Origin of the sequence: Victivallis vadensis (assembly GCF_003096415.1) — a bacterium.
Classification (GTDB): Bacteria; Verrucomicrobiota; Lentisphaeria; order Victivallales; family Victivallaceae; genus Victivallis; species Victivallis vadensis.
Genome location: NZ_QEKH01000005.1, coordinates 1 through 13,526 on the forward strand (window position 1 = coordinate 1; position 13,526 = coordinate 13,526).

Genomic DNA, 13,526 nt, shown 5'->3' on the forward strand with positions numbered 1-13,526 from the left:
GGAGGACTACTGGCAAAAACGTATGCAAATTATCGGCAACGTCGTTATCGGCGTTGGAAACTACAAGTGTGTTTCACAAAATTTGGGACAATAACAATCTTTGAGAACATGTCGGATTTCGGATATGCCGAGCTGTTTCCTGAAAAGAGCCGGAACCCTCATCCTGAAATAAAAAGTTCCGTTCCGGTCGAGAAGGTAATCCTTTCCCATTTTTACACCTCTGTCGGCAGAGGATTTTGTGTACCATTTGTGTACCAAATGTGTACCATGAAAAATCCCACCACCATTTTGTTGGTGTAAGTCCGAGATTTGAAACAGGCACTTTTACGCTCAAAAGCAATAAAAAAGCCGTCCAACGGACGGCGAAAATCTAAAATGGTGGTGGGAGATGGATTCGAACCATCGAAAGACGTGCTAGCAGATTTACAGTCTGCCCCCTTTGGCCACTCGGGAATCCCACCAAAGTTGGAGCGGGTAACGGGGGTCGAACCCGTATAACCAGCTTGGAAGGCTGGTGCACAGCCGTTATGCCATACCCGCATATACGGAACGCAAACTGTCTCTACAAAAGCGTCTGCTTCCCCGACCCGGTCTCATAACCGAATCAAATTCAAAAATTGGTGCCGTCGGAGGGAGTTGAACCCTCACTCCGGTGAAAGAACTAGGACCTGAACCTAGCGCGTCTGCCATTCCGCCACGACGGCACTTATTTTTATTTTATCAACTCACGATCTCAAGCTCACCGCTTTGCAGCGTTTCCCTCGCTTCGTTGGTACATAAGATATCCCGAATTTCAGAAAAAGCAAATGGAAAAAATGAGAAAAAATCAAAAAAAACTGTTTTTTCTATTTGGCGGCTGCTACTTTTGGCGTTATCGTATAGTATGAGTTGTTAAATGGAAAGAGTAACATGGGTGTAAAAAATTGGAAACTTGCCGGGAATAATCTGGATGAACAAGCCAACAGGATTCAGCAGAAGTTTTCTCTGCCCCATCCGATCGCGCTTTACTTTGCCGCTCGCGGAATCGGCGAAGACAATATCCAGGATTTTCTGAATCCCCGCCTCGCAAATCTGACGGATCCTTACCGGTTTCCCGGAATTCAGGAGGCCTCCCGACGGCTTTGGGATGCCATCGCGCACAAAGAGCCCATCCTGATTCACGGCGACTACGATACCGACGGCATCACCGCCAGCGCACTGCTCGCGCTCGTGCTGCGGCAGAACGGCGGGATCGTCCACTCCTTCATTCCGCACCGGTTCGATGACGGGTACGGTTTTACTCCGGAGTCGCTGCAGAAGGCGCTTGACACCTTCGGGCCGTGCAAGGTGCTCGTCACCGTCGATTGCGGCATCACCAGCTGCGACGCCGTCAACGACGCCGTGGAGCGCGGGATCGACGTGATCGTGACCGACCACCACGAGGCCGGCAGCGAACTGCCCAAGGCGCTCGCGGTGATCAATCCCAAGGTCTATCCTGAATTGGAGGACCTCCAGCTGCTCTCCGGAGCCGGTGCGGCTTTCAAGCTGTCCCACGCTTTCATCAAATACGGGCGGGAGCACAATCTGGGCGGTTTCCAGACCCGTCTGGAAGAGGTGCTCGACTATGTGGCGCTGGGAACCGTCGCGGATATCGTTCCGCTGCTCGGCGAAAACCGGGTAATGGTCAAGTTCGGCATTGAAACACTTCGCAAGCAGCTGCGTCCGGGCGTCCGGGCGCTGATCGAAAGTTCCAAGCTGCGCTCCGAATTGACTCCGGCGGATATCACATTCCGGCTGGCTCCGCGGATCAATGCCGCCGGACGGGTCGGCGATGCCAACGTGGCGCTGCAGCTGCTGGAGTCGGAGCATATCGTCGAAGCGTATCAGTGCGCCTCCCAGCTGGAAACCTACAACCGGGTCCGGCAGGAGAAGGAGCAGGAGATCTATCAGGAAGCCTGCGAGCAGATCGAGCGCAATCTGGCGTGGCAGAGCGAATATTCGCTGCTGGTCGCCGGACGCGACTGGCACCAGGGAGTGATCGGGATCGTGGCTTCGCGGCTGGCCCGCGACTACAACCGCCCGACCATCGTGCTGACGATTCAGGGGGATGTCGCCTACGGTTCCGGCCGCAGCATCGCCTGCCTGAACCTGGTGGAGGTGCTCAGCCATACTTCGGAGCTTCTCGACCGTTACGGCGGCCACCCGATGGCGGTCGGCATCGGCCTCAAGGCGGACCGGATCGCCGACTTCTTCGAGGCGATGGACCGGGAGGTGCGCAAGCAGATTTCCTCGGCGGACCTGGAGGACTTCATCAGCTATGACGGCGAAGCCTCGCTGCATGAACTGACGCCGGAGTTCTTCAAATATCTGGCGATGCTCTCGCCGTTCGGACACAGTAATGTCAAGCCGATCTACCGGTTCAACGAGGTGCAGGTGCAGCGTTGCTCGGTGGTGGGAGGGGCGCATACGCGCGGCACCCTCCGGGGACGGACCGGCCAGATCGATTTCATCGCCTTCAACCGGCCGAGTTCCGCCTTCTACGGCAAGACGCTGGATGTTCTGGCGACGCCTCAGTTGAACCGGCATCAGGGGCTGGAGATTCCGCAGTTGAATATCATCGACATCCGCGAGGTCTATTGAACCTGAAACCGCAAAAAACGCGCCGCGTTCCCGAATGGAGGCGGCGCGTTTTTCATGCGGGCAGATTCAGCGAAGTTCGCGGATTTCTCCGGGAAGTTTGACGCACTTCCGGATCCGGTTGCCGACGGCGCGGACTGAAACTTCGATCGGCCCGAACGGAGTCGGCACCGCGCCTTCGACCCGGGTGAGGCCGGGAAGCGCCGGAGAGATGCGCGCCGCCGCATAGCCGGGAGCCGCCGGCGTGACGCCGAGCACGTGTTCCGACAGGAACGCGGTCGGCCCGCCCGCCCAGCCGTGGCAGAGGCTGTGGCGCAGCCCCCGGTAGCAATGCTTGCCGAAATCGCCGTGGATATCCTGTTTTCCCGGAACCGGGAGCCGGTCGATGCCGTAGGCGTTTTCCGTCCAGTCCAGATCGAAATCTTCCCAGAAGGTCGTCGCACCGAAGTCGAGCATCGCACCCCAGTAGTCGCGGATCACATCAAGCGCTCCGCCGAGATCGCCGGCGTGCGCGCGCGCCAGCAGCACGAAGTAACCGTAAAAGGTGCTGATGCCGCGGGCCGGTTCGTGCCGCATGATTTCGGCGTTGAGCCGTGCCGGATCGGCGACTTTGCCCAGAATCTGCATCGCCGCCGCAATCTTGTTCCCGCCGCATTCAGGAGCAACGGTACGGAGCCGGGCGGCGCCGGCGGCACAGCGCCGGGCGAGGCGCGGATGATTGAGTTCAAGCGCCAATTCCGTGCCGCTGTCGAGCGTCCAGGCCAGCAGACCCTGAAGTCCGGCGTGCTTGGCCGCGTCGTCTTCGGCGGTCGACCAGTCGAGGAAGCGCCATTCAGTCAGGGCCTCGGAACCGTCAGGCGCAATACAGGCAAGCAGGCGGTTCAGCAGCGCGAAAAGTTCCGCTTTCTGGCTTTTCAGGTAGGAGTAGTTGCCGCGGGCGCGGTAAAAATCGCGCAGGCAGATGATCCACCAGCAGGAGTAGCTGCTGGCGGTGTTCATCCATTTGTCGCGCGGCGTGCGGTCGCGGACGAAGTCGAGGCTCTTTTCGATCAGCTCCGTATCTTCAAAAACCGCCAGCAGCGTGCGGATTTCCGGATAGAGATCCCCCATCCAGACCAGCCGGTCGCGCTTCACGCCGTCGTAGATGTAGTCCTGGCAATTCAGATGTACGGTATAGGCTCCGGTATGCCAGATCCGGTTGAGCCGTTCGTCGTCGGAGTCGAAGTAACCGACGTATTCCCAGTCGCGGTAAATCGCGGTCGCACAGACCCCGGTCAACTTCACCTCCGGCCGGTCCGCCGGAACCTCAAGCCGCACGAAGCGGAACGCGGTATTGCCGAAGTTGACCTGCCCCAGCATCGGAATCGTCAGCAGCTCCTGATGCGGCGCGTGATCGGTGGTCGGCGTGCCGAGGGCTTCGGAAACCGATTCGCCGAACGTGACCTTCAAGGCGGAGCACTGCATCGCATCGGAGTTGACCGTCAACTGGCCGTGCAGTTCGATCCCGAAGTCGAGCAGGAGTTCGCCGCCCGGCGGAATGACACAGGGATCAGGCGAAAAACTGCAGAAGCTCTGGATGTGCACCCGGTTCAGCAGGCGGGCGGCGTTGCGCACGTTTCCGCATTCGCGGACCAGTCGCACCGGGGGGACGAAACGGCGGCATTTGTCATCCGGAACCATGCCGGGATAGCTCAGGCGGAACTTGTTTTTCTGCATATTCACTTCAAAATTCAATCGATTTGAAAAATAATTATCTTTAAGATAACCGCCATATCGCCGGAAATCAATCCTCCTTTCCGTTTTTTCAGAAATTGAACCGCATTGGAGAAGCCGAAACGTCGCGGGCCGGGTGAAACGCACCCGGCCCGCGGCAGGAAAAAGCCCGGAAGTTATTCGTAGCGCAGGGCTTCGATCGGGTCGAGGCGCGAGGCTTTCCAGGCGGGATAGAAGCCGAACACCACGCCTACCGCGGCGGAAACCACCACGGCGGCGACCACCGCCTCCGGGCTTGAGATGATCGGCCAGTTCAGGTATTTCTGCACCAGCAGCGCCGAACCGTGCCCGAGCAGGATTCCGACCACGCCGCCGACCAGACAGAGCACCATCGATTCGATCAGGAACTGCTGCAGGATATCCCGCGAGCGCGCTCCGACCGCCATGCGCAGGCCGATTTCACGGGTCCGTTCGGTCACGGAAACCAGCATGATGTTCATGATGCCGACGCCGCCGACGATCAGCGAGATCAGCGCCACGCCGAGCAGCAGATTGGTCATCACCGCCGAGGTGCCGGTCAGCATCTTCATGAATTCGGCGGAGTTGCGGATATGGAAGTCGTTCTCCTCGTCGGCTTTCAGCCGGTGGCGCTCGCGCAGCAGCGCGGTGACCTCCTCCTCGACGTCGCCGACCTTGTCCGGCGAAACCGCGGTCATCAGGATCATGTCGACCTGAATGAATTTGGGAACCAGCAGCGTATCGGTTTCCGCGTTTTCGGTCGGCTCCGGGTAGAACGCGATCCCTTCGGCAGGATAGAGGTCGGAGGGGCTGGTGGCGGCGATGCTGGTCGTATCGGTGGCGGTGCCGGTCTTGAGGCCGGTCAGGCGGAGCCTCACGGTGGTCCACGGCGCGATGATGATATCGTCCTCATCCGCCCCCATCATATTGGCGCCCTTGCTCTTGAGCACACCGATCACCTTGAAGGCGGTATCCTTGATGCGCAGTTCGCTGTCGATCGGGGAACGGCCGCCGAAAACTTCCCGCACGATCGTCGAACCGACCAGGCAGACCCGGCTGCGTGCCTCGACTTCACGTTCGGTGAAGTTGCGTCCCTCCTCGATCTCCCAGTTGCGGATCTCCAGAAAATCCGGCGCGCTGCCGGAAATCTGCCGAGGCGCGTAGTTGATGTTGCCCGAAATCGCCTGATATCCCTGCCCGTTGACCACCGGCACGGCGCGCCCGACGGTGGTGCATTCGCGCAGGATCGCTTCGCAGTCCTCCGGCGTCAGGGTCATCCGGCTGCCGGAACCCTGGCTGACGCCGCCGCGCCGGGAAGCGCCGGGAAGCACCAGAATGGTGTTCGCGCCCATCTTTTCGATCGAGCTTTTGATCGACTGCGAAGAACCGTTGCCGATCTCCATCATCGTGATCACCGCCGCGATGCCGATCACGATGCCGAGCGTGGTCAGCAGCGCGCGGGTCGGATTGCGCAGCAGCGCCTTGAATGCGACGTGAATGGTGCTGAATACGGTCATGACTGCACCGCCTTTCCTTCATAAGTGCCGCTGACGATCCGCCCGTCCTGCACGTGAATGGACCGCTTCGCGAAATTGGCGATTTCCACCGAGTGGGTCACGAGGATCACGGTAATCCCCTCGGCATTGAGTTCGCTGAACATCTGCATGACCTCCTCGCTGGTCTTGGAATCGAGGTTGCCGGTCGGTTCGTCGGCGAAAAGCACCGGAGGACGGTTGACCAGCGCGCGGGCGATCGCGACGCGCTGCTGCTGGCCGCCCGAAAGCTGAGACGGATAGTGATAGATCCGGTCGGAAAGCCCGACCCGCCTGAGCATCGCGATCCCCCGCTCGCGGCATTCGCGGCGGGAGAGGTTGCCGGCGGTGTAGGAGAGCGGCATGATCACGTTTTCCAGCGCGGTCGTGCGCGGAAGCAGGTTGAAGCTCTGGAACACAAAGCCGATTTTCTGGTTCCGCACCAGCGCGCGGCGATCGCCCGAGGCGCGGCCCACCTCCTCGCCATCGAGCAGGTAGTCGCCGGTGGTCTGGCGGTCGAGGCAGCCGAGGATGTTCATCAGCGTGCTCTTGCCGGAGCCGGAGGCGCCCATCAGCGCGACGTACTCCCCCTTGTCGATCGAGAGCGTGATGCCTTTCAGCACCGGCACGTCGATCTCACCGAGGAAATAGGTCTTGGTGATATCTTTCAGTTCAATCAGTTTCATGGCGATGCTCCGGCGGATTACTTTTTCTTATTGTCCCGGTGCGGCGGTTTCGGCAGGAAGGGGCTGCCCGCATCGGCGGAAGAGGCGCCCGGCTCCTCGGCGGAGATCACGGTCGAACCGGTGACGATCTCCATGCCTTCGGCGAGATTGCCGGAAGCGACTTCGGTGACGATGCCGTCATTGAGTCCGACCGTGATCTTTTCCGGCCTCAGTTCGTCGTTGTCGCGGACCCAGACGATGCGCTCGCCGGTGCCGCGCAGTTCAGCCGCTTCGGCCAGCGCCGCCTGGTATTCCGGGCGGATCTGCGAGGCTTCGGGCAGGTAGCGCAGCGCGGCGTTCGGCACGGTCAGCGCCTGTTTGCGGCTGTCCTTGATGAATTTCACGTTGGCGGTCAGGTAGGGAAGCAGTACGCCGTCGGAGTTGTCGGTCGAAACTTCGACCACATAGGTGACCACGTTCTGCGACATCGTCGCATTGAGGCGGATTTTGTAGACCTCCCCCTGAAAGGTGCGGTCCGGGAAGGCGTCCACCGTGAAGGTGACCGGCATACCCTGCTTGATGCTGCCGATATCGGCTTCGTTGACCGAAACCCACACCTGCATCCGCTTCAGGTCTTTCGCGATCAGGAAGATGCTTGAAGCGCTCATGCTCGAAACCACCGTCTGGCCGATGCTGACCCGGCGGTCGATGATCACGCCGTCCACCGGCGAGGAGATCACGCAGTAGTCGAGGTTCCGCTGCGCTTTGTCCAGCGAAGCCTCGGCGGTGGCGAGCTGCGCGTTGGCCTGTGCAAGCGAAGCCTCCGCGACCAGCACGGCGGCGACGGCGGCGAAATATTCGGACTGCGCATCGTCATATTCACTTTCCGCCATCGCTTTCTGCGGGAAAAGCTGCTGGGCGCGCTTCCAGTTGCTTTCCGCCAGCTTCAGTTTGGCCCTGGACTGCTTGATGCTCGCCTGCGCGCTCAGGATCGAGGCTTCGGCCTGCTGTTTGGCCGCCTTCGCCGAACGGACCTCCGCATCGTAGGTCGCGTCGTCGATATTGGCCAGCACCGCGCCCGCCTTGACCCGCGAGCCGTAGTCGACGCTCTTGCCGTCGGCATCGGTGCCGAAGGAGACGATCTTGCCGGTCACCTGCGCGCCGACGTTGACCAGTTCCTCCGGTTCGACGGTGCCGGTGGCGCTGATGGTGCTGGCGATATCGGCGCGGACGACCGGCTCGGTATTGTAGCGGACGGTGGTCTTGCCGCCGGCATATCGCTGATACCCCCAGTAAGCGCCGCCGGCCAGCGCCCCCAGAATGACCAGTACCAGAAGTACACGCAACATCTTTTTCATCTGTAAAGACTCCCTGATTTTTTATCGTTTCATTACCTGCATTAACGCTTCGGATTTCCGATTTATTGTGCCGCGTCAGTTGATTCAGCGGGAAAATGTGATATTTTATTGCTGAAAATCGATGTATAAACGGAGAAAAAAGCGATGAAACTTGAGAACCAATCTGCAATCGTGACCGGAGGCGCCAAGGGGATCGGCCGCGCCGTCTGCGAACTGTTCGCGGCCGAGGGAGCGCGGGTCGCCATTCTGGACCTCGACGCCGAACAGGGCGAAGCGGCCGCCGCCGGGCTTCGGAGCGGCGGACACGATGCCGCGTTTTTCCGCTGCGACGTCGGGGATGCGGCGCAGGCGCGACAGGCGCTCGACGCGGCGGCGGCCCGTTTCGGAGCGCCCGACATTCTGGTCAACGACGCGGCATGGCAGCTCAACAAGCCGCTGCTGGAGACGACGGACGAGGAGTTCGACCGGGTGTTGAGCGTGAATCTCTCCGGCACATTCCGGATGACGCGCGACGCGGCCAAACTGATGATTGCGGCGGGGAAACGGGGCGTGATCGTGAATTTTTCCAGTACCTTCGCCGTGGTCGGTTCGCCGGGCTACATCGCGTATCACGCCTCGAAGGGCGGCGTGGCAAGTTTTACCCGGGCGGCGGCGATCGCGCTGATGCCGCACGGAATCCGGGTCAACGCGGTCGCCCCCGGCACAACGGAAACTCCCGGGCTGTACGACGGGGCGCGCGATACCGGAGACGTGGAGAAAGGACTGCGGAGTTTTCTGGCGCTCCAGCCCCTGAAGCGCTTCGGACGCCCGGAGGAAATTGCGCGGGTGGTGCTGTTCCTGGCCTGCGGGGACTCCGCTTTTGTCTACGGCAGCAACCTGATGGCGGACGGAGGCTACACGATAGTTTAGCTTCCGTAACCGCGAATGTTGCCAAACTGTAATTTCCTGCGGAATGCCGGGGATTGAAAAACGGCGCGGATGGTGTATATTACCCCCCTTATGTACTTTTTGATTTTACAATTCGTGAATCGTTTACACGCCGCAGTCCGCCTGAGCGCCGTCCTGTGGTGTGTCTTTATTTTTCTGTGGGGGCAGTCGTTTTTGACGCAGGACCCCGACAGTTATATCGCAATGCCGACCGGAAGCGCGGCTGTGCTTGCGGGTGTTTCCCGGTCTCCGCTGAACGGGGAGTGCGCGCCGGATTGCCGCCTGAGTGTACTCACGCAGTTTCAGGCCGACTTTACCGACAGCCGCAGGGGTGTTTTTGCGCCGGAACCGGTCGGTATGCCCGCGTATGCTGAAATCCCGGTTCCGGCGTTTTCCGGCATCGGGACGCCGCCTGAAATCCGGCCCGCGCCGCGTTTTCTGCAGTGCTGCAGACGACGCGCGGTGCTGCGCTGCTGACCGGGGAAAGGCTTTGCCTCATTCCGTTGTTTTGCATTCTCCGTTCAGTTGTTCATATCCCCAAAGTTTAAGGAATTTCCGATGAATCGTTCCAATAAAAAGAGCAACCCGAGCTCCCAGGAAATCGGACTGCGCATCGCCAATATCTGCGGCCGCTACCTGCTGCACACCGATCACTTGCACTACGGTTTCTGGCCGGAGGACCTGCCGGTCAGCCTGGAAAACCTGCCCCGTGCGCAGGACCTTTACAGCCAGTTCCTGTGCGACCACCTGCCGGAAGGCGTGACGACCATCCTCGACGTCGGCTGCGGGACGGGGCACAATGCCGAACTCCTGCTCGAACGCGGCTATCAGGTCGATTGCGTATCACCAAGCCCCTATCTGTCGGAGGTCACGGAAAGCAAGCTCAAGGGGCGCGGCCATCTCTACAACTGCATTTTCGAAGAACTCCCGGAAGGGAAAAAGTACGACATGCTGCTCTTCAGCGAGAGTTTCCAGTACATCCAGCTTGACGGCATCTTCGAGAGATTCAAAAAATACCTGAATCCGGGCGGCGCGGTCATGATCGCCGACTTTTTCCGGATTGAATCCAACTCCGGCCGGAAAAGCGCGATGGGAGGCGGCCACCGCCTGAGCCGTTTCCGGGAGCGGCTCGCCGAAGCCGGAGAGTTCCGGCAGATCGAAGAAATCGACATCACCGAGAACACCGCGCCCAATATGCAGCTGGTCGATGAAACCCTGCAGCAGGTCGCGGTGCCGATCCGGGATATGGTTCTCGACGAATTTTCCAGCAATTACAAACTGCTCTACACTCCGACCCGCTGGCTGGCCAAGCTGTTCTTCCGCAAGAAGCTCGAAAAACTGGAGTACAAGTATTTCAGCGGCGCGCGCAACCCGGAGAATTTCAAGGAGCACAAACGCTACATGTTCTTCCTGTTGCGCCACATTCCCGCCTGAAGCCTTTCCCGGGAGCTTATCCCGAAATAAAGAATTGGCCTGATGCCGCGCCGAAATGTCAGACGCGAAGCCTGATAAAATCGACGCGACTTTCGGTACAAGCTCTAGGCTTTGCAGCGCTTTCCCCTGCCGGAGAGCCGAAGCAGGAGCCGATGGAACCAACGGCGGCGCGGCTTCGCGGTGTCATGCACGAAAATGAAGTACAGCGCCGGAATCACATACAGCGTCAGCAGCGATGCGATCGTCAGGCCGCCGACCACACCCATGCCGCAGCTTGAGCGCAATTCGGAGCCAAGCCCGGTTCCGAACGCCATCGGCAGCATGCCCGCCACCGACGCGATGCTGGTCATCACGATCGGGCGGAATTTCGACTGGGTCGCCAGCAGCATCGCCTTGTGGGTGGTCACTCCGGATTTGACCAGTGCGGCGCATTCGTCCATGATCAGGATCGCGTTGTTCACCACGATGCCGATCATCATCACGCCGCCGAGCAGCCCCATCATCGACATCGACATGCCCGCCGCCCACAGCGTCGCATACATGCCGAGGAAGCCCAGCGGCACCGTGAACATGATCAGGAACGGGCGGGTCCACGACTCCATGATCGCGGCGATCAGCAAATAGGTCAGGATCGTCGCCAGCACGATCACCTGCATAAACTCCCGTGCCGTCTCATTCATCAGTTCCACGTTGCCGCTCATTCGCACACCGTAGCCGGGCGGCAGCGACTCCTGCGCCAGTTTGCCGATCGCTTCCGAAACCGTGCCGAGCGCCGCTCCGGGGGCGGTATTCGCGTAGAGCCACATCGTGCGCACCTTGTCGTAGCGGTTGACCACCACGGGACGGGCATCCTCGGTGATTTCGGCCAGCGCCTCCGCGCCGAGCGGATTGTTGTCCTTGACCGCCGGAGCCGCCTGCCGCAACTGCGCTTCGCCGTACTCCTTCTGATTCTTCACGCGGATATCGAAGGTACGCGCGCCGTCGCGATAATCGCCGACTTCGATGCCGTCGAGGGAACCGAGCAGATACTCGTAAAGCTCGTTGGCCGACATTCCGAGATTCTGCAATACGGTCCGGCGGGGAGTAATGTTGATATTGGGCTTGCGTTCGCGGCGGCTGGAGTCGAGGTCGCGGGTCAGGCCCATCGCCGGAAGTTTCTCCATCACCTGCATTTCGGCGTTTTCCAATACGTCAAGGTCGGTGCCGTTCATCACGCACCGGATCTCCGCGCCGCTGCCGCCGAAAGTCGCCGGGATCGACAGCGTGATCCGGCAGTTGTCCAGATAGGAAAGCTCCTTGCGCAACTGGGCCTGCAGGTCGTAAATCGTCTCCTCGCGTTCAAACTTGTCGGTGGTGCGCAGCGTGATCTGCCCCATGTAGACCGCCGAACTGACCTGTCCGCTGCCGCCGTCCGAATCGCCGACCGAAATCGACATGCCCCGGATGAAGTCGAATTTCTTCAGGTGGTCCGCCGCCTCCCGGATCAGCCGGTCCGTGGTGTCGAGGTTGTAGTTGGTCGGGAATTCAAATTTGATCCGGATTTCGCCCTGGTCGCAGAAAGGCAGAAACGACAGCCCCACCTGCGGCACGATCCAGAAGGATACGCCCGCCGCCAGCGCCAGCACCGTCAGCATCAGGCTTTTCGGATGGCGCGCGGTCCACTCGATGCTCCGGTCGAACTTCCGGCAGAGCCAGTCGTAGCCCATGTCCCACGGCAGGAACATGGTCTGAAGCCAGCCGCGCTTCTCCGGCGCGCTGCCCCGCTTTTTCTTGCGCTTCAGCAGCACGCAGGCCAGAATCGGCGTCAGCGTAAAACTGATGAAGAGCGACACCAGCGTCGCGCCGACCATCACTCCGGCGAACGGCACCATCATGCTGCCGATACGGGTGGTCATCATCATCACCGGCACGAACACCACCACATTCGTCAGGGCGCTGGCGGAGACCGCCGCGATCACCTCGCCGGTGCCGCGCTCGGCGGCGGTCTTGATCGGTTCGCCCCGGTCGAGATGCTTGAAGATGTTTTCGATCACCACGATCGAGTTGGTCACCAGCACGCCGACCGAACACCCCAGCGACAGCAGCGTCATGATGTTGAACGAATAATTGAAGTAGGCCATCACCGCGAAAGTCACCACCACCGAAATCGGCATCGAAATCATCACGATGAAGGTCGATTTCGGTTCGTGCAGAAACAGAAACAACAACACCGCCGTCAGGATGATGCCGGTCACGATGCTGCTCCACGCATCGTCCACCGAAGCCTGGATGAACGCGCCGGAGTCGGTGAACCAGACCAGCTCCATGCCGGTCGGCAGTTCGCCGTTCTTCACCATCGCGTCGAACCGCTGGCGGATGCCGTTGATCACCTCGATCGCGTTGGCCTCGCCCTTTTTGACGATCCGGAAGCGGGCGGCGGGCTGACCGTTCACATACGCCTTGCTGCGCACTTCACGGCTCATGAACTTCACCTCGGCGACGTCGCGCAGATAGACGCGCTTGTTCTTGAACTTGCCGACTTCAAGCGCCCTGATCTGCTCGAAATCCTTGAAGTCGCCGTCGAAAGTCACGTTCTTCTCGCCCTTGTCGAACTGGATGCGGCCCAACGGTTCGCGCACGTTATTCTGTTCGAGCTTGGCGACCACGTCGTTGATCGACAGGTTCATCGCGGTCAGTTTCTCGCGGTCGAGCAGCACGTGAATCTGCATCTCATTCGCGCCGTAGACGCGGACCTCGCCGACGCCGGGCACCGAGGAGAAACGGTCCGCGATCACGTCGTCCGCGTAGTCATAGAGGTCGTCCTGCGTGCGGTCGCCGACCAGAAACACCTGCGCCACGGTGGTTGCGTTGGTGTCGATCTTGCGGATCGTCGGCTCGTTCGCTCCGTCGGGCAGGTCCTCGCGGATGCGGTTCAGCGCTTCGCGGATATCGGTCGCGGCGACGTCGACATCGGTACCCATGTTGAATTCCAGCTGGATGCGCGCCTCATCCTCGATCGACATGCTGGTGATATGTTTGATACCGTCGAGCGAGGAGACGGCGTCCTCGATCCGCTTGACGATTTCGACTTCGATTTCGGTCGGGCTGGCGCCCTGATATTCGCAGCGCACCAGTACCGTCGGAATCTCCATATTCGGCAGCAGGTCGATGCTGATCCGGGGATAGAGGCTGATACCGATCATCACCAGTACGATGATCAGGGCCGTCATCGCGATCGGCCGCTGTACGGACCATCTGCTCAAAAACATGACCGGAGCCCTCCG

General features: G+C 60.2%; 10 protein-coding genes and 3 tRNA genes. 5 read left to right on the forward strand and 8 right to left on the reverse strand.

Annotation, left to right across the window (positions count from 1 at the left end):
• A partial coding sequence (locus C8D82_RS21540) for a hypothetical protein (protein ID WP_207776066.1) occupies positions 1-300 on the forward strand: 300 nt, incomplete at its 5' end.
• Positions 301-376: 76 nt separating this feature from the next.
• Here C8D82_RS21540 and C8D82_RS04090 read toward each other — a convergent pair.
• From C8D82_RS04090 to C8D82_RS04100, 3 genes are all read right to left on the reverse strand, one after another.
• Positions 377-461 (reverse strand) — tRNA-Tyr (locus tag C8D82_RS04090).
• Positions 462-466: 5 nt separating this feature from the next.
• Positions 467-540 (reverse strand) — tRNA-Gly (locus C8D82_RS04095).
• Positions 541-618: 78 nt separating this feature from the next.
• Positions 619-704 (reverse strand) — tRNA-Leu (locus tag C8D82_RS04100).
• Between the two features lie 205 nt (positions 705-909).
• Between C8D82_RS04100 and recJ the strand changes: the two genes are divergently transcribed.
• On the forward strand, positions 910-2,619 hold the full coding sequence (recJ, locus tag C8D82_RS04105) for a single-stranded-DNA-specific exonuclease RecJ (RefSeq protein ID WP_116883002.1): 1,710 nt from the start codon (positions 910-912) through the stop codon (positions 2,617-2,619).
• Between the two features lie 66 nt (positions 2,620-2,685).
• Here the strand turns inward: recJ and C8D82_RS04110 are convergent, their stop codons facing one another.
• The 4 genes from C8D82_RS04110 to C8D82_RS04125 all read right to left on the reverse strand — a co-directional run bounded on the left by C8D82_RS04110 (position 2,686) and on the right by C8D82_RS04125 (position 7,902).
• Positions 2,686-4,332 carry an alpha-L-rhamnosidase-related protein gene (locus C8D82_RS04110; protein WP_243402506.1) on the reverse strand — a complete coding sequence of 549 codons (1,647 nt, stop codon included), beginning with the start codon at positions 4,330-4,332 and terminating at the stop codon, positions 2,686-2,688.
• Positions 4,333-4,505: 173 nt separating this feature from the next.
• Positions 4,506-5,864, reverse strand: coding sequence for an ABC transporter permease (locus tag C8D82_RS04115; RefSeq protein WP_116883004.1), 1,359 nt, complete (start codon positions 5,862-5,864; stop codon positions 4,506-4,508).
• Positions 5,861-6,565 carry an ABC transporter ATP-binding protein gene (locus tag C8D82_RS04120; protein WP_243402505.1) on the reverse strand — a complete coding sequence of 235 codons (705 nt, stop codon included), beginning with the start codon at positions 6,563-6,565 and terminating at the stop codon, positions 5,861-5,863. Before C8D82_RS04120 ends, C8D82_RS04115 begins: the two co-directional genes overlap by 4 nt.
• 17 nt (positions 6,566-6,582) lie before the next feature.
• A complete protein-coding gene (locus C8D82_RS04125) occupies positions 6,583-7,902 on the reverse strand; it encodes an efflux RND transporter periplasmic adaptor subunit (RefSeq protein WP_116883005.1) in 1,320 nt (439 codons plus the stop codon).
• A gap of 144 nt (positions 7,903-8,046) precedes the next feature.
• On the opposite strand from C8D82_RS04125, the gene C8D82_RS04130 reads away from it, so the two are divergent.
• The 3 genes from C8D82_RS04130 to C8D82_RS04140 all read left to right on the forward strand — a co-directional run bounded on the left by C8D82_RS04130 (position 8,047) and on the right by C8D82_RS04140 (position 10,263).
• On the forward strand, positions 8,047-8,811 hold the full coding sequence (locus tag C8D82_RS04130) for an SDR family NAD(P)-dependent oxidoreductase (RefSeq protein ID WP_116883006.1): 765 nt from the start codon (positions 8,047-8,049) through the stop codon (positions 8,809-8,811).
• A 114-nt stretch (positions 8,812-8,925) separates the two neighbouring features.
• Positions 8,926-9,306: a hypothetical protein gene (locus tag C8D82_RS04135; RefSeq protein ID WP_133245055.1), complete on the forward strand. Its 381-nt coding sequence runs from the start codon at positions 8,926-8,928 to the stop codon at positions 9,304-9,306.
• Positions 9,307-9,387: 81 nt separating this feature from the next.
• Entirely contained in the window at positions 9,388-10,263 is an 876-nt protein-coding gene (locus C8D82_RS04140; RefSeq protein ID WP_116883008.1) for a class I SAM-dependent DNA methyltransferase, read from the forward strand.
• A gap of 104 nt (positions 10,264-10,367) precedes the next feature.
• Here C8D82_RS04140 and C8D82_RS04145 read toward each other — a convergent pair whose 3' ends face one another.
• Positions 10,368-13,511 (reverse strand): efflux RND transporter permease subunit, encoded by a 3,144-nt coding sequence (locus tag C8D82_RS04145; protein ID WP_116883009.1) that lies wholly within the window; start codon positions 13,509-13,511, stop codon positions 10,368-10,370.
• Positions 13,512-13,526: the final 15 nt, after the last annotated feature.

Bases quoted from the DNA above. Each gene is read 5' to 3' on its own strand.
- recJ (WP_116883002.1), top strand. From the start codon at position 910: ATGGGTGTAAAAAATTGGAAACTTGCCGGGAATAATCTGGATGAACAA.
- C8D82_RS04110 (WP_243402506.1), bottom strand. From the start codon at position 4,332: ATGCAGAAAAACAAGTTCCGCCTGAGCTATCCCGGCATGGTTCCGGAT.
- C8D82_RS04115 (WP_116883004.1), bottom strand. From the start codon at position 5,864: ATGACCGTATTCAGCACCATTCACGTCGCATTCAAGGCGCTGCTGCGC.
- C8D82_RS04120 (WP_243402505.1), bottom strand. From the start codon at position 6,565: ATGAAACTGATTGAACTGAAAGATATCACCAAGACCTATTTCCTCGGT.
- C8D82_RS04125 (WP_116883005.1), bottom strand. From the start codon at position 7,902: ATGAAAAAGATGTTGCGTGTACTTCTGGTACTGGTCATTCTGGGGGCG.
- C8D82_RS04130 (WP_116883006.1), top strand. From the start codon at position 8,047: ATGAAACTTGAGAACCAATCTGCAATCGTGACCGGAGGCGCCAAGGGG.
- C8D82_RS04140 (WP_116883008.1), top strand. From the start codon at position 9,388: ATGAATCGTTCCAATAAAAAGAGCAACCCGAGCTCCCAGGAAATCGGA.
- C8D82_RS04145 (WP_116883009.1), bottom strand. From the start codon at position 13,511: ATGTTTTTGAGCAGATGGTCCGTACAGCGGCCGATCGCGATGACGGCC.